17 protein-coding genes are annotated in these 18,999 nt (G+C 68.6%); 15 read left to right on the top strand and 2 right to left on the bottom strand.

Annotated features, from left to right (window positions below; all coding sequences use genetic code 11):
• Positions 1 to 134: 134 nt before the first annotated feature.
• From argC to ASE96_RS15265, 10 genes are all read left to right on the top strand, one after another.
• The gene (gene argC, locus ASE96_RS15310) at positions 135 to 1,166 is read left to right on the top strand and encodes an N-acetyl-gamma-glutamyl-phosphate reductase (RefSeq protein ID WP_056432298.1); all 1,032 of its coding nucleotides are present in this window, start codon (positions 135 to 137) and stop codon (positions 1,164 to 1,166) included.
• Positions 1,163 to 2,329: a bifunctional glutamate N-acetyltransferase/amino-acid acetyltransferase ArgJ gene (gene argJ, locus ASE96_RS15305; RefSeq protein WP_056432295.1), complete on the top strand. Its 1,167-nt coding sequence runs from the start codon at positions 1,163 to 1,165 to the stop codon at positions 2,327 to 2,329. The genes argC and argJ overlap by 4 nt, the downstream gene beginning before the upstream one ends.
• 24 nt (positions 2,330 to 2,353) lie before the next feature.
• The gene (argB, locus tag ASE96_RS15300; RefSeq protein ID WP_056432292.1) at positions 2,354 to 3,310 is read left to right on the top strand and encodes an acetylglutamate kinase; all 957 of its coding nucleotides are present in this window, start codon (positions 2,354 to 2,356) and stop codon (positions 3,308 to 3,310) included.
• Complete coding sequence (locus tag ASE96_RS15295) at positions 3,307 to 4,578, top strand: acetylornithine transaminase (protein ID WP_056432289.1); 1,272 nt, start codon at positions 3,307 to 3,309, stop codon at positions 4,576 to 4,578. Before argB ends, ASE96_RS15295 begins: the two co-directional genes overlap by 4 nt.
• The gene (gene argF / locus ASE96_RS15290; protein ID WP_235500290.1) at positions 4,575 to 5,564 is read left to right on the top strand and encodes an ornithine carbamoyltransferase; all 990 of its coding nucleotides are present in this window, start codon (positions 4,575 to 4,577) and stop codon (positions 5,562 to 5,564) included. Before ASE96_RS15295 ends, argF begins: the two co-directional genes overlap by 4 nt.
• Positions 5,564 to 6,097 carry an arginine repressor gene (locus tag ASE96_RS15285; protein ID WP_056432286.1) on the top strand — a complete coding sequence of 178 codons (534 nt, stop codon included), beginning with the start codon at positions 5,564 to 5,566 and terminating at the stop codon, positions 6,095 to 6,097. The genes argF and ASE96_RS15285 overlap by 1 nt, the downstream gene beginning before the upstream one ends.
• A gap of 135 nt (positions 6,098 to 6,232) precedes the next feature.
• Complete coding sequence (locus ASE96_RS15280) at positions 6,233 to 7,438, top strand: argininosuccinate synthase (RefSeq protein WP_056432282.1); 1,206 nt, start codon at positions 6,233 to 6,235, stop codon at positions 7,436 to 7,438.
• Positions 7,439 to 7,443: 5 nt separating this feature from the next.
• On the top strand, positions 7,444 to 8,880 hold the full coding sequence (gene argH / locus ASE96_RS15275) for an argininosuccinate lyase (RefSeq protein WP_056432280.1): 1,437 nt from the start codon (positions 7,444 to 7,446) through the stop codon (positions 8,878 to 8,880).
• 157 nt (positions 8,881 to 9,037) lie between these two features.
• Positions 9,038 to 9,568: a pyridoxine/pyridoxamine 5'-phosphate oxidase gene (locus ASE96_RS15270; protein WP_056432277.1), complete on the top strand. Its 531-nt coding sequence runs from the start codon at positions 9,038 to 9,040 to the stop codon at positions 9,566 to 9,568.
• 38 nt (positions 9,569 to 9,606) lie between these two features.
• Complete coding sequence (locus ASE96_RS15265; RefSeq protein WP_056432272.1) at positions 9,607 to 10,347, top strand: maleylpyruvate isomerase family mycothiol-dependent enzyme; 741 nt, start codon at positions 9,607 to 9,609, stop codon at positions 10,345 to 10,347.
• Positions 10,348 to 10,419: 72 nt separating this feature from the next.
• Here ASE96_RS15265 and ASE96_RS15260 read toward each other — a convergent pair whose 3' ends face one another.
• Together ASE96_RS15260 and ASE96_RS15255 are read right to left on the bottom strand one after the other, a co-directional pair.
• Complete coding sequence (locus ASE96_RS15260) at positions 10,420 to 10,941, bottom strand: methylated-DNA--[protein]-cysteine S-methyltransferase (RefSeq protein ID WP_056432269.1); 522 nt, start codon at positions 10,939 to 10,941, stop codon at positions 10,420 to 10,422.
• The gene (locus ASE96_RS15255; RefSeq protein WP_056432266.1) at positions 10,938 to 12,470 is read right to left on the bottom strand and encodes an AlkA N-terminal domain-containing protein; all 1,533 of its coding nucleotides are present in this window, start codon (positions 12,468 to 12,470) and stop codon (positions 10,938 to 10,940) included. The genes ASE96_RS15260 and ASE96_RS15255 overlap by 4 nt, the downstream gene beginning before the upstream one ends.
• 91 nt (positions 12,471 to 12,561) lie before the next feature.
• On the opposite strand from ASE96_RS15255, the gene ASE96_RS15250 reads away from it, so the two are divergent.
• The 5 genes from ASE96_RS15250 to tyrS all read left to right on the top strand — a co-directional run bounded on the left by ASE96_RS15250 (position 12,562) and on the right by tyrS (position 18,495).
• The gene (locus ASE96_RS15250) at positions 12,562 to 13,266 is read left to right on the top strand and encodes a DNA-3-methyladenine glycosylase (RefSeq protein WP_082492787.1); all 705 of its coding nucleotides are present in this window, start codon (positions 12,562 to 12,564) and stop codon (positions 13,264 to 13,266) included.
• Positions 13,267 to 13,346: 80 nt separating this feature from the next.
• Entirely contained in the window at positions 13,347 to 14,024 is a 678-nt protein-coding gene (locus ASE96_RS15245; protein WP_056432263.1) for a hypothetical protein, read from the top strand.
• A gap of 72 nt (positions 14,025 to 14,096) precedes the next feature.
• Complete coding sequence (locus ASE96_RS15240; RefSeq protein WP_056432260.1) at positions 14,097 to 14,639, top strand: adenine phosphoribosyltransferase; 543 nt, start codon at positions 14,097 to 14,099, stop codon at positions 14,637 to 14,639.
• A gap of 163 nt (positions 14,640 to 14,802) precedes the next feature.
• Positions 14,803 to 17,031, top strand: a complete 2,229-nt coding sequence (locus ASE96_RS15235) for a HelD family protein (protein ID WP_056432256.1) — start codon at positions 14,803 to 14,805, stop codon at positions 17,029 to 17,031.
• Between the two features lie 150 nt (positions 17,032 to 17,181).
• On the top strand, positions 17,182 to 18,495 hold the full coding sequence (gene tyrS, locus ASE96_RS15230) for a tyrosine--tRNA ligase (RefSeq protein ID WP_056432253.1): 1,314 nt from the start codon (positions 17,182 to 17,184) through the stop codon (positions 18,493 to 18,495).
• The last annotated feature ends 504 nt before the right edge of the window (positions 18,496 to 18,999 follow it).

Here is an 18,999-nt window from a genome sequence, read left to right as displayed (position 1 = left end):
CTCCAAGCATACGCCCCGGCATTCCACGGCCCTCCGGATTCCCGCGGAACGGCGGCGGCAGCAGGGCCGGGGCACGCGGGAGTTGATGCATAAATATCGGCATCTATGCATACTCTTGCTGTATAGTCGTGGCTATGACTATTTCTGTTGCCGTGTCCGGCGCAAGCGGTTATGCCGGCGGCGAGGTGCTGCGGCTCCTCGCCGGCCACCCCGACGTCACCATCGGCGCCATCACGGCGCACAGCAACGCCGGTTCCAGACTAGGGGAATTGCAGCCCCATCTCCACGGTCTGGCCAGCCGCATCCTCGAAGACACCACCGTGGAGAACCTGGCCGGACACGACGTCGTGTTCCTGGCCCTTCCGCACGGCGCTTCCGCCGACATCGCGGCGCAGCTGCCGGCCGGCACCGTAGTGATCGACGCCGGCGCCGACCACCGGCTGGAGGACGCGGCCTCCTGGGAGAAGTTCTACGGCTCGCCGCACGCCGGCACCTGGCCGTACGGCCTGCCGGAGCTTCCCGGCCAGCGCGAGGCCCTCCGCGGCGCCAGGCGGATCGCCGTCCCCGGCTGCTACCCGACGTCGGCCCTGCTCGCCCTCACCCCGGGCTTCAGCAACCACCTGCTGCAGGCGGACGACGTCGTCATCGTTTCCGCCTCCGGCACGTCCGGGGCGGGCAAAGCCGCCAAGGTCAACCTGATCGGTGCCGAGGTCATGGGCTCCATGAGTCCCTACGGCGTGGGCGGCGGGCACCGGCACACACCGGAAATCGAACAAGGACTGTCCAAGGTCCTGAACGCCCCGGTCACCGTTTCCTTCACCCCCACGCTCGCCCCCATGAGCCGGGGCATCCTCACCACCGCCACCGCCAAGGTGCGGCCCGGCGTGACCGCGGAGGAGCTGCGCCACGCCTGGAGCGAAGCCTACGACGACGAGCCGTTCGTGCATCTGCTGCCGGAAGGCCGCTGGCCCTCCACCAAGTCCGTGCAGGGTTCCAACCACGCCGTGATGCAGCTGGCGCTCGACAGCCACACCGGCCGCGTCATCGTCACGTGTGCCATCGACAACCTGACCAAGGGGACCGCCGGCGGGGCCGTGCAGTCCATGAACATCGCCCTCGGCCTGGCGGAAACCGCCGGCCTCGAACTGCAGGGAGTCGCACCGTGAGCATCACCGCCCCCCAGGGATTCCGCGCCGCCGGCGTCACAGCCGGCCTGAAGGCCTCCGGCAACCCCGACCTCGCCCTCGTGGTCAACGACGGCCCCGCCAAAGCCGCCGCGGCAGTGTTCACCTCCAACCGGGTGGCCGCAGCGCCTGTGCACTGGTCCCGCGAGGTGGTCAAGGACGGCCGCGTCGACGCCGTGATCCTCAACTCCGGCGGAGCCAACGCCTGCACAGGCCCGCAGGGGTTCCAGAACACGCACACCACTGCCGAGAAAACCGCCGAGGCGCTGGGCGTCTCCGCCACCGACGTCTTTGTCTGCTCCACCGGACTGATCGGCGAGCAGCTTCCGATGGACAAAATCCTTTCCGGGATCAGCGCCGCCACTGCGGCCCTCACCACCGACGGCGGATCCGACGCCGCCACCGCGATCATGACCACGGACTCCGTCTCGAAGCAGGCGGTCTTCACCGGGACCGATGCGGAGGGCAAGGAATTCACCATCGGCGGCATGGCCAAGGGCGCCGGCATGCTCGCCCCGGGCCTCGCCACGATGCTGGTGGTCCTCACCACCGATGCGGACGTCCAGCCGGAAATGCTCGACGTCGTGCTCCGCGACGCCACCCGGGTCACCTTCGACCGGGCCGACTCGGACGGCTGCATGTCCACCAACGACACCGTGGTGCTGCTCGCCTCCGGCGCCTCGGGTGCCGTGCCGTCCGCCGTCGAATTCGGCACGGCCCTGACCCAGGTCTGCGCCGAACTGGCGCGCAAGCTGATCGGCGACGCCGAGGGCGCCAGCCACGACATCGCGATCCGCACCTTCAACGCCGCCAGCGAGCGGGACGCCGAGGTGGTCAGCCGCGCCGTCGCGCGGTCCAACCTCTTCAAAGCAGCAATCTTCGGCAAGGACCCCAACTGGGGCCGCGTACTCTCCGCCGTCGGCACCACCGACTCCGCCTTCGAGCCCGACCAGCTCAACGTGTCCATGAATGGCGTGCAGATCTGCCGCAACGGCAGCATCGGCGATGACCGTGGCCTCGTGGACCTGGAACCCCGCGAGGTCCTGGTCGAGATCGACCTCCAGGCCGGCGGGGCGGAAGCCACCATCTGGACCAACGACCTCACCCACGACTACGTCCACGAAAACAGCGCCTACTCCAGCTAGGCAGTTCCCGGAGGGACGAACACTATGAACACCCAGACCCGCGAGACCACCTCCATGGCGGACGCCCAGGGCAAGGCGGGCACCCTGATCGAGGCCCTGCCCTGGATCCAGCGCTTCGCCGGCACCACGATGGTGATCAAGTACGGCGGCAACGCCATGGTCAACGACGAACTCCGCCGCGCGTTCGCCGAGGACGTCGTTTTCCTGCACCACGTCGGGATCCACCCCGTTGTGGTGCACGGCGGGGGTCCGCAGATCAACGCCATGCTCAGCCGGCTCGGCATCGAATCCGAGTTCAAGGGCGGGCTGCGGGTCACCACGCCGGAGGCCATGGACGTGGTCCGGATGGTCCTCACCGGCCAGGTGGGCCGCGAGCTGGTGGGCCTGATCAACTCCCACGGCCCCTACGCCGTCGGGATGTCCGGTGAGGACGGCGGCTTGCTCCGCGCGGTCCGCACCGGCACGGTGGTGGACGGCGAAGAGGTGGACCTGGGCCTGGTGGGCGAGGTCATCGGCGTCAACCCGGAGGGCATCCTGGACATCATCGCGGCCGGCCGGATCCCGGTGATCTCCACCGTGGCCCCCGAAATCTTCGACGACGGCAGCCTGGACGCCGCGACCAAACAGGCGCAGACCACCGGCCAGGTTCTGAACGTCAACGCGGACACCGCCGCCGCCGCCCTCGCCGAAGCCCTCGGAGCCTCCAAACTCGTGATCCTCACCGACGTCGAGGGCCTCTACGCCAACTGGCCGGACCGTTCCTCGCTGATTTCCTCGCTCACGGCCTCGGAACTGCGCGAACTGCTGCCGCGCCTGGAGTCGGGGATGATCCCCAAGATGGAAGCCTGCCTCAAAGCCGTCGACGGCGGCGTCGAACGCGCGCACATCGTGGACGGCAGGCTGCCGCACTCGATGCTGCTGGAAACCTTCACGACGGCGGGCATCGGCACGCAGGTCGTCCCGGACGAGGACAACAAATGAACCAGATCGAAACCGCACCCGAGCTGAAAGAAATAGTCGAAACCGGCGGCCACGCCACCGGCGCGCAGTGGCTGTCCCGCTATTCGTCCTCGCTGCTGGGCGTCTTCGGCACGCCACAGCGGGTCCTGGTCCGCGGCGCCGGCTGCCTGGTCTGGGACGCCGACGGCAAGGAATACCTTGACCTGCTCGGCGGGATCGCGGTCAACGCCCTGGGCCATGCGCACCCCTTCGTGACCTCGGTGATCTCCAGCCAGCTCGCCACCCTGGGCCACGTCTCCAATTTCTTCACGAGCCCCACCCAGATCGCGCTGGCCGAGAAACTGCTGGACATCAGCAAGGCCCCGGCCGGTTCCAAGGTGTTTTTCGCCAACTCCGGCACCGAGGCCGTCGAGGCCGCCTTCAAGCTGGCCCGGCGGAATTCTGGCGTCAGCCACGACTCAGAAGCGCAGCCGCGCACGAAAATCATCGCGCTCGAAGGCGCCTTCCACGGCCGCACCATGGGTGCCCTGGCCCTGACCGCCAAGGAAGCCTACCGGGCGCCGTTCGCCCCGCTGCCCGCCGGCGTCGTGCACATCCCCTTCGGCGACGTCGACGCCCTCCGCGCCGCGGTGGACGAGACGACGGCCGCCGTCTTCCTCGAACCGATCCAGGGCGAGGCCGGTGTCCGCCCCCTGCCGGCCGGCTATTTGAAGGCCGCGCGGGAGGCCACCAGCGCCGCCGGCGCCCTGCTGATCCTCGACGAGGTCCAGACCGGCATCGGCCGTACCGGGAAGTGGCTCGCGAGCGGGGACGCCGGGATTGTGCCCGACGCCGTGACCCTCGCCAAGGGCCTCGGCGGAGGATTCCCGATCGGCGCGCTCATCACCTTCGGCCCGGAAACATCCTCGCTGCTGTCGGCCGGCCAGCACGGGACCACCTTCGGCGGCAACCCGGTGGCGACCGCCGCGGCCCTGGCCACCCTGCACGTCCTGGAAAACCAGCAGGTCCTGACCCATGTCCGGGAAGTGGGGGAGCACCTGCGCTCCGGCCTTGCCGCGATCGACGGCGTCACCGAGGTCCGCGGGGAAGGGCTCCTGATCGGCTTCGACCTCGACGCCGATATCGCCCCGGCCGTCGTCACGGCCGGTCTGGACGCCGGCTTTATCGTCAACAGCCCCGGCCCGCACACCATCCGGCTCGCGCCGCCGCTGATCCTCAGCACCGCACAGGCCGACCGCTTCCTCGCGGCGCTGCCAGCCCTCCTCCAGACCGCAAAGGACGCCCAGTGAACGCTCCGGAGATATCGAAGAGCCAGACCCGCCACTTCCTCAAGGACACCGACCTCACCCCGGCCGAGCAGGCCGAAGTCCTGGACCTCGCCGTCCGGATGAAGGCCGCGCCCTACAGCGTGCAGCCGTTCGCAGCGGAAGGCAGCGGACGGAAGACCGTCGCCGTGATCTTCGACAAGACCTCCACCCGGACACGTGTCTCCTTTGCCGCCGGCGTCGCGGACATGGGCGGCAACGCGCTCATCATTAACCCGGGCGAGGCGCAGATCGGCCACAAGGAATCCGTCGAGGACACCGCCAAGGTCCTGGAGCGCATGGTGTCCACCATCGTGTGGCGCACCGGTGCCCACTCCGGGCTCGTCGCCATGGCCGCTCACTCGGGTGTCCCGGTCATCAACGCCCTGTGCGATGACTACCACCCCTGCCAGCTCCTCGCCGACCTGCTGACCGTCAAGGAGCACAAGGGCGAGCTCAAGGGCCTCACCATGAGCTACCTGGGCGATTCCGCCAACAACATGGCCAACTCCTACCTGCTGGCGGGCGTCACCGCGGGCATGCATGTCCGCATCGCCGGCCCCGCAGGCTACCTGCCGTCCCCGGCCATCATCGCGGCGGCCGAGGACCGCGCGGCGGAGACCGGCGGCTCGGTGCTCGTCACCGTGGACGCTGCCGAGGCGCTGCTGGGGGCCGACGTCGTCGCCACCGACACCTGGGTCTCCATGGGCCAGGAGGACGAGAAGGAAGCCCGGCTGCAGCTGTTCCGCGGCTACGCCGTGGACGAGGCCGCGATGAAGCTCGCGGCGCCGGACGCCGTCGTGCTCCACTGCCTGCCGGCCTACCGCGGCTACGAGATCGCTGCGGCCGTGATCGACGGCCCGCAGTCCATCGTCTGGGATGAGGCCGAGAACCGGTTGCACGCACAGAAGGCCCTGATGGCCTGGCTCATGCACCGCTCCGGGATGGCGGTTGTGGAAGGGCTCGGCTAGTGTCCGTCCAGCCCGCCTCCCCGGGGGCCAGTCCGGCCACCAAGACGGCACGGCAGGCGCGGATCACCGCGATCCTCACCGGCGAGTCGGTCCGCTCGCAGGCGGAACTGGCGGCCCTGCTCGCGGACGACGGCGTCCAGGTCACCCAGGCCACGCTGTCCCGGGACCTCGTGGAGCTCGGCGCTGTCCGGGTCCGCGGCAAGGACGGCGTCCTGGTCTACGCGGTGCCGGGGGAGGGCGGGGAGCGCGCCGCCAAGAGCGGCGTCACCCAGGAAATCCTCGACGCGCGGCTGGCCCGGCTCTGCGGGGAACTGCTGGTCACCGCCGAAGCGTCCGCGAACATCGTGGTGCTCCGGACGCCGCCCGGCGCCGCCAACTTCCTGGCCCTCGCGATCGACCACTCGGTGATGCCGTCCATCCTGGGCACCATCGCCGGGGACGACACCGTGCTGCTGGTCACCCGCGACCCGCTGGGCGGCGCGGCCCTGGCGGCGCGTTTCCTGCAGCTCGCCGAGGAAGCCGGTACCGGCTGACCGCCCCCCGGCCCGAAGATTGGGCCTGCCACCGGGATGTGACAGGCTTTCAGTAGACACGCTTCACCCCGGGATTTTTCCCGACATTTCCCCAAACAACTCACCTTTTTCCCAAACAACTAAGGAGCATTTCAAGTGACTGAGCGTATTGTGCTGGCCTACTCCGGTGGCCTGGATACTTCCGTAGCCATCGGCTGGATCGGCGAAGCGACCGGCGCCGAGGTCATCGCCGTGGCGGTCGACGTCGGACAGGGCGGCGAATCGTTGGAGACGATCCGCCAGCGTGCCCTGGGCTGCGGCGCCGTCGAGGCCTACGTGGCCGACGCGAGCGACGAGTTCGCCAACGAATACTGCGTCCCCACGCTGAAGGCCAACGCCCTCTACCAGGGCCACTACCCGCTGGTCTCCGCGATCTCCCGCCCGGTGATCGTCAAGCACCTGGTCAAGGCCGCCCGCGAATTCGGCGCCACCACCGTGGCCCACGGCTGCACCGGCAAGGGCAACGACCAGGTCCGCTTCGAGGTCGGCATCCAGACCCTCGGCCCGGACCTGAAGTGCATCGCCCCGGTCCGCGACCTCGCCCTGACCCGCGACAAGGCCATCGCCTTCGCCGAGGAAAAGGGACTGCCCATCGAGACCACCAAAAAGAACCCGTACTCGATCGACCAGAACGTCTGGGGCCGCGCCGTCGAAACCGGCTACCTCGAAGACATCTGGAACGCCCCCACGAAGGACATCTACGACTACACCGCCGCCCCGGAATTCCCGCCGGCGCCGGATGAGGTCACCATCTCCTTCGAAGCCGGCGTCCCGGTCGCGATCGACGGTGTCAAGGTCACCCCGCTGCAGGCCATCAAGGAACTCAACCGCCGCGCCGGCGCCCAGGGCGTGGGCCGGATCGACGTCGTCGAGGACCGCCTCGTCGGCATCAAGTCCCGCGAAATCTACGAGGCCCCGGGGGCGATGGCGCTGATCACCGCGCACAAGCACCTCGAGGACATCACGATCGAGCGCGAGCAGGCCCGCTTCAAGGCGACGGTCGGCCAGCGCTGGGCCGAGCTGGTCTACGACGGCCAGTGGTTCTCCCCGCTCAAGCGCTCCCTCGACGCCTTCATCGAGGACACCCAGCGCTACGTCACCGGCGACATCCGCATGGTGCTGCACGGCGGCCAGGCGATCGTCAACGGGCGCCGCTCGGACACCTCGCTTTACGACTTCGACCTCGCCACCTACGACACCGGCGACACGTTCGATCAGTCGATGGCGCGCGGCTTCATCGAGCTGTGGGGCATGTCCGCCAAGGTCGCCTCCGGCCGCGACATCCGCGTCGCAGGAAAGTAGCCCGCGTGGCTGAGTCGGAAACCACCAAGTCCGAGGCGACGAATACGGGCGCGTTGTGGGGCGGCCGGTTCGCCGGCGGCCCCGCGGACGCCCTCGCCGCGCTGAGCAAGTCCACGCACTTCGACTGGCGGCTGGCCCGCTACGACATCGCCGGGTCCAAGGCGCACGCCCGCGTGCTGCACAAGGCCGGGCTGCTGGACGACGCCGAACTTGAGGGCATGCTTGCCGCCCTGACCCGGCTGGATGAGGATGTCGCCTCCGGCGCCTACCTGCCCGCGGAGTCGGATGAGGATGTGCACGGTTCGCTGGAGCGCGGCCTGATCCAGCGCGCCGGCACCCAGCTCGGCGGCAAGCTCCGCGCCGGCCGGTCCCGCAACGACCAGGTGGCCACGCTGGGCCGGATGTTCCTGCGCGACCACGCCCGGATCATCGCCCGCGGCGTGCTCGCCACGATCGATGCGCTGGTGGAGCAGGCCAAGGCGCACCAGGGGGTGGCCATGCCGGGCCGCACCCACCTGCAGCACGCCCAGCCGGTCCTGCTCAGCCACCACCTGCTGGCCCACGCCTGGGCTTTGCTGCGCGACGTACAGCGGCTCCAGGACTGGGACAAGCGCGCCGGCGTTTCGCCCTACGGCTCGGGTGCCCTGGCGGGCTCCTCGCTCGGCCTGGACCCGGAAGCCGTGGCCGCGGACCTGGGCTTCTACTCCGCGACACACAACTCGATCGACGGCACCGCCTCCCGCGACGTCTTCGCCGAGTTCGCCTGGATCACGGCCATGATCGGCGTGGACCTCTCCCGGGTGTCGGAGGAAGTCATCCTGTGGGCCACGAAGGAGTTCTCGTTCGTGACCCTGCACGATTCCTACTCCACCGGCTCCTCGATCATGCCGCAGAAGAAGAACCCGGACGTTGCGGAACTGGCACGCGGAAAGGCCGGCCGGCTGATCGGCAACCTGACAGGGCTCCTGGCCACGCTCAAGGGCCTGCCGCTCGCGTACAACCGCGACCTGCAGGAGGACAAGGAACCGGTCTTCGATGCCGCCGACACCCTGGAGGTCCTCCTCCCGGCTGTCTCCGGCATGATCGCGACCCTGAAGTTCAACACCGAACGGATGGAATCGCTGGCCCCGCAGGGCTTCGCGCTGGCCACGGACATCGCCGAATGGCTGGTCCGGCAGGGCGTGCCGTTCCGCGAGGCGCATGAGCTCTCCGGAGCCGCCGTCAAGCAGGCGGAAAGCCGCGGCGTCGAACTCTGGGACCTGACGGACGAGGAATACGCCGCCATCTCGGAGCACCTGACACCGGAGGTCCGCACGGTCCTGTCCACCGAGGGCTCGCTCAACAGCCGGAACTCGCAGGGCGGCACCGCGCCGGCCGCCGTCGAGCGCCAGTTGCTGGCCCTCGAGGGCGAGCTCGCCGGCGTCCGCCAGTACGCGGGTTAGCACTACACGCTCCCTCACCTCTGGCCGCGCTTTCGCCGACGCTCCTGCACTGACTGCAGGAGCGTCGGCGGATTTGCTGCCAAAGGCGAGGGAGCGTCGTGCGTTTGCCGGGGCGGTCCAGTCGGGTGGGCCTCCTCGCGGCGTTTAAGGTGGGTGCATGAGCGAATCCTTCCGCCAGATGTTGCGCGCCCTGCCCGATTTCCCGGACGAGCTGCCGGACTTCGACCCGGCCACGGCCCCCGCGGATCCTGCCGAACTCTTCCGGCTGTGGCTGGACGAGGCGCTGCACGCGGGCGTGCCGCAGCCCAACGCCTGCAGCCTGGCCACCGCCGACGAACACGGCAGGCCGTCCTCCCGGATGCTGATCCTCAAGGGCATCGACGACGACGGCTGGCACTTCGCCACGTCCCGCGCCTCCCGGAAGGGCCAGGAACTCTCGGCGAATCCGCACGCGGCCCTGAATTTCTTCTGGCAACAGCAGGGCCGGCAGGTCCGCGTCGCCGGCAGCGTAGTTGAGCTCTCCCCGGAAGCGTCAGCGTCCGACTGGCACGCCCGGCCCGGTGCGGACGGCAGCGCGAATCCCAACTGGCAGCTGTACGCCGTCCGGCCCCGCGAGATCGAGTTCTGGCAGGCCAGGCATGACCGCCGGCACATCCGGCACCGCTACGGCCAGGCGGCATTCAGTTAATCGGGATTTATCCAGAGCGCTCGGTTAGGATGATCGCCATGACCGCAATCACCCCGGAAGAACTCCTGGAAGAACTCCGCCGCGCCGCCGGCGTCGTGACCGGAATCGCCGCCAGCCTCAGCGAGGAGGACGTCAGAGCCCCCTCGGAACTGCCGGGCTGGACCCGGGGCCATGTGCTGGCCCACATCTGCGGCATCGCCAACGCGATGGCCCGCCAGCTCGAATTCGCTGCCCAAGGGGAGAGCATCGAGCTCTACGACGGCGGCTACGAGGGCCGGACCCACGCCATCGAGATGGCCGCCGGGCACACCATCGAGGAACACCGGGCCGATGTGGACGCCGCCCTGGACCGGGCGCTGCGTGCCTTTGGAGCGCTGGACGACGCCGGCTGGCAGACCCCCATCAGCTACCGCGGAGGAGTCGTCTTCGACGGCGGCCTGGCGCTCTGGCGCGAACTGGTCATCCACGCGACCGACCTCGGCACGGGCCGTGGCCCGGAAACGTGGAGCCGGCCGTTCTGCGAGGAGCTCTTCACTTTCCTGGCCGCCCGGGTGCCGGAAGGGCAGCGGTTCGTGCTCCAGCCGCTGGGCCGGCCCGCGGTTTCCCTGGGCAGCCCCGGCGGACGGTCGACGGCAATCAACGGGATGCTGACCGATATCGCGGCCTGGCTCGCCGGACGCACGCCGACCCTTGGCAGCCTGCGCGCCACCGCGGCGGCCGACGGCGTGGATCTCCCGGAGCTGCTGCCGTGGCCCGCCGGGGTGCCCGCCACCCGCTGACACCGCCGCCGAGGTGGGACGTCGCGGTGGGACGTCGCGCCCATGCCCTGGCGGAATCTGGGCGCGGAAACCTTACCCCTGTGCGGTCTGGAGCAGCGCCTGCTGACGTTCCCGGTCCAGCAGGCTTTCCTTGATGGCCAGGCCCCAGCGGAAGCCGCCCAGACTGCCGTCGGTGCGGATCACCCGGTGGCAGGGCACAAAGAGCGCCGCCGCGTTGAAGGCGCAGGCGCTTGCCGCGGCGCGGACGGCTTTCGCGTTTCCGGAGAGCGCGGCGTACTCGGTGTAGGTCACGGGGTGTCCCGGCGCGACGGTCCGGAGGATGTCCCAGGCATGGCCCCGGAACGGGCCGGACTTCTGCACCACCGGCACGCCCATGGCCGGCCCCGGATTCCCGGCATAGAACTCGTCCACGGCCCCGGAAATCGCGCCGAGCCCGGCGACAGTTTCGAATTCCCCCGGCAGCAGGTCCGCGTGGATCTGCCCGGTCAGTTCACCCGGGACTGCCGTCCAGCCGGAGGCAAGGACAGCCCCGTCCCGGGCAATGATGGTGAACGGACCGTCCGGGGTGGACATGGTCAACAGTTGGGCTTTCATGATGTCGCTTTCTTCGGGATGGGGGACGCGGCGCGCGCTGGCCTGGTCCGGGCCGCAGACTGTGCTGCCGCGGCGGCGCGCCAGAGGTGCATGGTGGCGTAGGAGCGCCAGGGACTGAGCTCACGGAAGGCAGGACTCAGGGGCGTTTCGGGGGCCGGGGCGGCGCCGGCCAGTGAGCGGATGCCGTTGCGCACGGCGGCGTCGTTGGCCAGGAAAACATCCGGGGCGCCGATCACGCGCATGGCCACATAGCCCACCGTCCACGGCCCGACGCCGGCGAGCGGCAGCAGCTTGGCCTCCAGCCCGGGCAGGTCGTCGCCATAGCCGAAATCGAGCTCACCGGAGGACATCGCCGCGGCAGCACCGCGGACCGAGTCGATGCGGCGCTGCGGGCCGCGAAGGAGTTCAAAGCCGGTCTCCGCGATCTGCGTTGCCGTGGGGAACAGCCGGTGCAGCCCGTCTGCCGGAACCAGGCACTCACTCCCGGACGCGGACAGCTGGACGAGGGCGGTCCGGGCGGCGGCGACGGTGATCTGCTGCCCGATCATGGCCCGGACCAGCAGCTCCTGCGGGTCCACTGCGCCCGGCATCCTGATGCCGGGCGTGGCAGCAATGCTGGCGGCCAGGCGGGGATCGGACCCCAGCGCGCCGTCGATGGCGACCGGGTCGGCGTCGAGATCCAGCAACCGGCGGACCCGGCTAAGCAGGGACGGCAGGTCCCGGAGGTCGACTGCGCCGATGGTCAGCACCAGCGGACGTCCGGGCGCTCCGGCGTCGTAGTCCACCCGGAAACGGGCGTCGCCGTGCGCCAGGCGCATGGTCCGGGCGTAGGAAGTGGACGAGCCTTCCTCGATACCGGGGATGGCCCGGACTGCGAGGAAATCGAAGACCCCCGGATCGAACGGTTCGCGGTAGGGCAGGTTCAGCGTCAGGGCCGTCGATGACACAGCGGCCACTGCGGGCGTGCGGTGGTGCCGCGCGGTGGCCCGCAGCGCCGAGGGGGTCATGGCGAAGACCTCGCCGATGGTCTCGTTGAACTGGCGGACGCTGCTGAAGCCTGCAGCGAAGGCAATGTCGGCGGCTTTCATCGTTGTGGAGACCAGCAGGGTGCGGGCGGTCTGCGCCCGGCTTGCCCTCGCCAGCGACAGCGGTCCCGCGCCGAGCTCGTGGCTCAGGATCCTGTTGAGCTGCCGCGAGGAGTACCCCAGCCGGGCAGCGAGCCCTTCCACGCCGTCGCGGTTGATCACGCCGTCGTTGATGAGCCGCATGGCCCGTCCCGCGACGTCCGAGCGCAGGTTCCAGGCCGGCGTGCCGGGCACGGCCTCGGGCAGGCAGCGCTTGCAGGCCCGGTAACCGGCGTCGTGCGCGGCAGCGGACGTTTCATAGAAGGTGACATTGCCCGCCTTGGGGGTCCGGGCCGGGCAGGACGGCCGGCAATAGATGCCCGTGGTGCGGACGGCAGTGTAGAACTGCCCGTCGAACCGGGTATCGCGGGCGTCGATTGCCCGGTAGCGCTGCCAGAAGTCCATGACCTCATCCTGCCAGCTTCCCGGAACTGCTGCTAGCGGAAATCGGACACGGCCGTGAAGGGAGAGGTGAGCCGTTTGTTAAAGTCGGAGCATGACTGATGCAACCCCCGCCAGCGTGCCCGCCGGCGTGACCGTCGTCGGACACGCAGCGGGACTCGCTGCCGGCGGGCGGCCCGAGGAACTGCGGAAGCTCCTGTCCCGGGACGCCCGGCAGGTGGCGCCGGAGCTGCTCGGTGCGGTGCTGACGCATGAGGGGCGCGACGGCCCGGTGTCCGTGCGGATCACCGAGGTGGAGGCCTACCTGGGCCCGCACGATTCATTGCACCCGGACCCCGGCTCGCACACGTTCCGGGGCGCCACGGCCCGCAACGCGGTGATGTTCGGCCCGGCAGGCCACCTGTATGTCTACTTCACGTACGGCATGCATCACTGCGCCAACATCGTCTGCGGGCCCGAGGGGGTGGCGTCCGCCGTGCTGCTGCGGGCAGGCGAGATTGTCGCCGGGGAGTCCCTGGCGCTCAAGCGCCGGCCGACGTCGAAAGCGTCCAAGGACCTGGCGAGCGGCCCGGCCCGGCTTGCCACCGCGCTGGGCATCACGACGGCGGACAGCGGCCGGGACGCGCTCCTGGCCCCGTTCCGGCTGGAGCTGCCGGCCGTCCAGGCAGTGGATGTCTTGTCAGGACCCCGTGTTGGCGTCTCCGGCGCCGGGGGTACCGATGACTACCCCTGGCGCTTCTGGCTCAGCGGTGACCCGACTGTCTCCCGCTACAAAGCGGCGAAAGTCCGCCTGAAATAGCGGACCGGCCGGGGCAGTTGCCCGGGCGTGGCGGTCCTGGTGATTCCCACGGTCCGGCAACGGGGGGAGGATGAGGTCTTATGGGTGAGGGCAAGCGCGGAAAGCCACGCAGCGAGCTCGAAAGGCTCCAGATCTTTGCGGCGCTGGCCGCCGACTACTTCCGGATGGTCGAGCTGTTCGAGCCGGAAAGCGGGCCGGTCACGCCGGATTCCCCCGAGGGGGAGCGCCGGCAGTGGGTGGAACTCTTCCGGGCGGCCTTGCTCCGCAAATTCATCGTCCGTGATGAACACGTTTCCCTCAAGCTCGTGGTGCGGGCCCTCCGCCTGTGCAACCACACCGCCGACCGGAAGCTCACGGACGGGGCGGCCGCCGTAGCCGGTCTGTTTACCGCGGAGATGGTCCAGGGCCGTCAGCATGACGTGCCGGAACCAGCGCCGCCTGACGACCGCGACGTTTTTGAGGACGTTCTCTACGGCCGGCTCCTGCACGGTGACGCCGACCGGTTCCGCCGCTCGGAATGGGCGAATGACTCCCGCCGTCTGAGTGCGGCGGCCGCCCTGCGCTTCGACGCGGAGCACGCGCTCCGAAAGGCGCTCGACGTCGTCAGCTACGGCCTCGCGCAGGACCTCCTCCGTTCTCCCGCCGCACCGGTCGACGGGGCGGAAGTTGAGGGGTCCGAAATCGAGGGGCCGATGACCAGACCCGGTGACGAGGCCCGGTCACCAGATCCGATCGCCGGTCCCGGTCCCGAGGCCTAACCCGCAGAACGTGGTGGTGGGGCCAGCAAGTAGGGTTGACGGGTGAATCAAAGCGAGCTGCACCCGACCACTATGGCCACGAACGAGACCACCGCGCCGGTGGACCAGCTGATCAGCAGCCTGTGCGCCACCATCCCCGATTACCCCAAACCCGGCATCGTCTTCAAGGACCTGACCCCCGTCTTCGCCGACGCCGCGGCCCTGAGGGCTGTGGTGGACGCACTGGTGGAGCCGTTCAAGGGCCAGTTCGACGCCGTCGCAGGGGTGGAGGCCCGTGGCTTCCTGCTGGCAGCGGCCGCGGCCTACGCCACGGACACCGGTGTCATCACCGTCCGCAAAGCCGGCAAGCTGCCGCGCGAAGTGGTTTCCGAGGACTACGCCCTCGAATACGGCAGCGCCACCCTGGAACTGCACACCACGGACCTCGCACCCGGCAGCCGCGTCCTGATCCTCGACGACGTCCTTGCGACGGGCGGCACGCTCGGCGCCGCCGCCCGGTTGTTCGAACGCTGCGGCATCCACGTGGCCGGTGTGGGCGTGGTCATGGAACTTGACGGACTCGGCGGGCGCCCGGCCCTGGACGGCCACCGGATCCACTCCCTCCTGCGCCTGTAGCCCTGTCCCCGTTGCGGCGACCGGAGGGGCCCCCGACCTGAGTCCCTGATGGACGATTCCGCGGGCCTCGGTAGACTGCCTGCAAAAAGCTGACATGTGCTGCTGGGGAGACCGAAATGGTTGTAGAATGGTTGGTCTGTCTTTTTCGATAGGGGAACGTTCGATGCACGACGCTGATTTGGCCCATGAACGCGACTATGTAGCTGGACTTTACGCCCGGCTGGATGAGCTGCGGGCGGAAAAGCGCGCCCAGCTGGCGCAGGTACGGCGTGCCGGTGCGGTGGGCACCATGCAGAACGTTTCCGAGAGGGACGCGTTCGCGGCACTGTACGAAGACCGCCTGGCGCAGCTCGACGCCGTCGACGACCGGCTCGTGTTCGGCCGCCTTGACCTGGACTCGGGGGAGGCCCAGTACATCGGCCGCATCGGCCTGACCACCGACGACCTGCAGCGCCTCATGCTGGACTGGCGCGCTCCGGAAGCCGGGCACTTCTACCAGGCCACGGCGTTTGACCGGCAGGGTGTGCGCCGCCGCCGCCACCTCATCCTGCAGGGCCGCGAGGTCAAGGCGATCGAGGATGACGTGCTCGACGCCGACATGCTCGCCGACAACGACTCCCTCCAGGGTGAGGGCGCCCTGCTGGCCGCCCTGAACTCCAAGCGGACCGGACGGATGTCCGACATTGTTGGGACCATCCAGTCCGAACAGGACCGGATCATCCGCTCGTCGATCTCCGGCGCCTTGGTGGTACAGGGCGGTCCCGGCACCGGCAAGACCGCCGTGGCGCTGCACCGCGCCGCCTACCTGCTCTACACCCACCGCGACCGGCTCAAGACCGCAGGCGTCCTGCTGGTGGGGCCGTCTTCGTCGTTCATGAAATACATCGAGCGCGTCCTGCCGTCGCTCGGCGAAACCGGCGTTGTCATGGCAAGCGTCGGCCGGCTGATGCCGGGCATCCACGCCATCGCAGAGCCTGAAGCCGACGTCGCGGCGATCAAGGGCAGGCTGGACATGGCCGAAGTCGTGGCGAACGCCGTGGCCAACCGGCAGCGCATCCCGGCCGCCAACCGCATCCTCGAAGTGGACGGGCGCAAACTCGTCCTGACGCCCCGGCAGGTCCGCCGCGCCAGGGACCGGGCCCGCTCCACCGGCAAGCCGCACAACGAGGCCCGTGTGTCGTTCGTCAAGATCCTGCTGCGCGAACTGACGGAGCAGATGACGGAGCTGGTGGAAGCCGGCAGCATCGGCAACAATGCCGACCGCTCCTACCTCGCCGAGGACGTCCGCTCCGCCCGGGACGTCCGCATCGCCTTGAATCTGTGCTGGATGCCGATGACACCGGAGAAGCTCATCGGTGAACTCCTCAGCAGGCCGGCGATCCTGGAGGCCTGCACCCCCATGCTCAGCCCGGCCGAACGTGAATTGCTGCTCCGGCCCGCGGATGCCCCGTGGACCGAAGCGGACGTGCCGCTGCTGGACGAGGCCGCCGAACTGCTCGGCGAGCTTGATGCGGCGGCCGGCAGGGGACTGGCCCAGCAAGAAAACGACCGTGCCCGCGATCTGGCCAACGCCAAGCAGACGCTGGTCAACATGGAGACGGCGGGCGTGGACGTCCTGGTGTCCGCGGAAGAACTCGTGGACCAGAACCAGGAACGCGAAGCCCGGCTCACCGCCGCCGAGCGCGCCACGACGGACCGCAGCTGGGCGTTCGGGCACATTGTGGTGGACGAGGCCCAGGAACTCTCGCCGATGCAGTGGCGGCTGCTGGTGCGCCGCTGCCCGCTGAAGTCCTTCACCATCGTGGGCGACATCGCCCAGACGAGCTCGGTGGCCGGTGCCAATTCCTGGCACAGCGCCCTGGCGCCCATGTTTGGCGACCGCTGGCAGCTTGAGGAACTCACCGTGAACTACCGCACGCCGTCGCAGATCGCGGAAGCGGCCGCACGGATGGCCAACGCGGCAGGACTGGTTGTCTCCGCGCCGAAGGCCGTCCGCGAAGGCCGCTGGGCTCCGGTGATCGACCGCGTCGAGCCCGGCCAGATCATCAACAAGCTCGTCGAGGTCCTGCCGGAGGAGCTCGCATCGCTTGAAGGCGGCCTGCTGGCCGTCATCGCCGACGGCGAGCTCCTCCCGGAGGCGACCGCCGCGCTGCGCGCTGTCTACGGCCGCCGCGTCGGCACGGATGCCGGCAGCTACGTGCAGGACATCGTGGTGATCAGTCCCCGCGAGGCCAAGGGCCTGGAGTTCGACGGCGTTGTGGTGCTGGAGCCGTCCGCGATGCTGAACCACGAGCACGGCCGCGTGGGTGACCTCTATGTGGCCATGACCCGCCCCACCCAGCGGCTGCGGCTCATCGCCGCCGCCGACGTGCCTGCCGGCATCGAAGACTGAGTACTGCCTGCCGTGTCGGGGCGCAGGGGGCGGCCCGGTTCGGGGGAGCGCACGACGGCGGCGGCAGGCCGCCGTCGTGCCGCTGCCGGCGCTGGGCCGCCGGACGGTCACACGCGCTGAGCGGGCCCTGATCCTGCTAACTTAGATTCCGTGTCCCAGCTAAATGATCTACGTTCCCAGCAGAATGACCCCAGCTTCGCCAACGTCTGGCAGGAGCTGAAATGGCGCGGCCTGGTCCACGTCTCAACGGATGAGGCGGAGCTTGAGAAACTGCTCGCCGGCGATCCCGCCACCTATTACTGCGGCTTCGATCCCACCGCGCCGAGCCTGCACCTGGGAAACCTGGTCCAGTTGCTGCTGATGCGCCGGATCCAGCTGGCCGGCCACAAGCCCCTCGGGCTGGTGGGCGGCTCCACCGGACTGATCGGCGATCCCCGGCAGACCGCCGAGCGGGTGCTGAACACTCCGGAGACCGTTGCCGAGTGGGTCGGCAAACTGCAGGAGCAGGTCCAGCGTTTCCTCAGTTTTGACGGCGACAACGCGGCCCGGATGGTCAACAACCTGGACTGGACCGCGCCGCTGAGCGCCATCGACTTCCTGCGCGGCATCGGCAAGCACTTCCGGGTCGGCACCATGATCAAGAAGGATATCGTCGCCAACCGGCTGAATTCCGACGAGGGCATCAGCTACACGGAGTTCAGCTACCAGATCCTGCAGGGGATGGACTACCTTCAGCTTTTCCGCGACTACGGCTGTGTCCTGCAGACCGGCGGGTCGGACCAGTGGGGCAACCTCACCAGTGGCACCGACCTCATCCGCAAAGTCGAGGGCAAGCATGTCCACGCGCTGGGTACACCGCTCATCACCAATTCCGACGGCACAAAGTTCGGTAAGAGCGAGGGCAACGCCATCTGGCTGGATCCGGAGATGTGCAGCCCGTACGCCTTCTACCAGTTCTGGCTTAACACCGCCGACAGCGACGTCGTGGCACGTCTGAAGGTGTTCACGTTCCTGAGCCGTGCAGAGATCGAGGCGTTGGAGGCCGCGGTGGCTGAGCGGCCGTTCGCACGCGAGGGACAGCGGAAGCTCGCGTACGAGGTGACGTCCCTGGTCCACGGCGTGGACGCCACCGAGAAGGTGATTGCCGCGTCCGCCGCGCTGTTCGGCAACGGTGACCTGAGCGTCCTCGACGAGGCCACGCTTAGGGCTGCGACGTCCGAGCTGCCGTCCGCCACTGTGGACGCCGGCGGCCTGGGCATCATCGAACTGCTGGTGGCAACAGGCCTGTCGGAGAGCAAATCCGCCGCCCGCCGGACAGTGGGGGAGGGCGGAGCCTACGTGAACAACGCCAAAGTTGCGGATCCGGAGGCCGTCATCGAGCCCGGCCAGCTGCTGCACGGACGCTACCTCCTGTTGCGCCGGGGCAAGAAGAATCTGGCAACGGTCGAAGTCACCGCGGCCTAGCCCGAACACCCGCGCGTCATCTGCACGCTCCTCCCGGATCCAGTTGCAAGGTCGGGGAGGAGCGTGTATTGTTTTCTGAGTCGCCACCGAAGAGTGGCGGCCAACCCCAACAAAAATAGAGAAGCAATTCTTCTAGCACTTTCTGCTCCCCTGGAGCATGTGGTGCAGAAATGAAAGATTGCTTCCAATTTTGCTGGGCGGATTCGCTCCACCGGGTGAAATTCAGATGAAAAACTGGATTTGCAAAGTGGATATGAATGAAATAAGCTTGAAATATCGCAGCGAAGGAAAAGCGAAACAAAAGAATTCAATTACATTGGATTGTTTCGGGTAGTAATTCGAATGTGTCTGTTGTTTGAGAACTCAATAGTGTGCCAAGTTTGTTGATACCAATTTATTGTATTGAATTGGTTGAATTTGCCGGGCCCGCCACCCCGTGGTGTGGTCTGGTGTTTTTGGCTGGTTTCAAATTTGCACCCGGGCGCTCTGTTGAGCGCTGTCAGC

Origin of the sequence: Arthrobacter sp. Leaf69, assembly GCF_001422645.1 — a bacterium.
Classification (GTDB): Bacteria; Actinomycetota; Actinomycetes; order Actinomycetales; family Micrococcaceae; genus Arthrobacter.
Note: the sequence above shows the minus strand (reverse complement) of the source record. Positions and strands in the feature narration are given on the sequence as shown.

Excerpts from the sequence above, each read along its gene's own strand:
- ASE96_RS15255 (WP_056432266.1), bottom strand. The coding sequence starts at position 12,470 with ATGGACTTCTGGCAGCGCTACCGGGCAATCGACGCCCGCGATACCCGG.
- argC (WP_056432298.1), top strand. The coding sequence starts at position 135 with ATGACTATTTCTGTTGCCGTGTCCGGCGCAAGCGGTTATGCCGGCGGC.
- ASE96_RS15265 (WP_056432272.1), top strand. The coding sequence starts at position 9,607 with ATGACCGCAATCACCCCGGAAGAACTCCTGGAAGAACTCCGCCGCGCC.
- ASE96_RS15250 (WP_082492787.1), top strand. The coding sequence starts at position 12,562 with ATGACTGATGCAACCCCCGCCAGCGTGCCCGCCGGCGTGACCGTCGTC.
- ASE96_RS15235 (WP_056432256.1), top strand. The coding sequence starts at position 14,803 with ATGCACGACGCTGATTTGGCCCATGAACGCGACTATGTAGCTGGACTT.
- ASE96_RS15260 (WP_056432269.1), bottom strand. The coding sequence starts at position 10,941 with ATGAAAGCCCAACTGTTGACCATGTCCACCCCGGACGGTCCGTTCACC.
- ASE96_RS15270 (WP_056432277.1), top strand. The coding sequence starts at position 9,038 with ATGAGCGAATCCTTCCGCCAGATGTTGCGCGCCCTGCCCGATTTCCCG.
- ASE96_RS15240 (WP_056432260.1), top strand. The coding sequence starts at position 14,097 with ATGGCCACGAACGAGACCACCGCGCCGGTGGACCAGCTGATCAGCAGC.
- ASE96_RS15245 (WP_056432263.1), top strand. The coding sequence starts at position 13,347 with ATGGGTGAGGGCAAGCGCGGAAAGCCACGCAGCGAGCTCGAAAGGCTC.
- ASE96_RS15295 (WP_056432289.1), top strand. The coding sequence starts at position 3,307 with ATGAACCAGATCGAAACCGCACCCGAGCTGAAAGAAATAGTCGAAACC.
- argB (WP_056432292.1), top strand. The coding sequence starts at position 2,354 with ATGAACACCCAGACCCGCGAGACCACCTCCATGGCGGACGCCCAGGGC.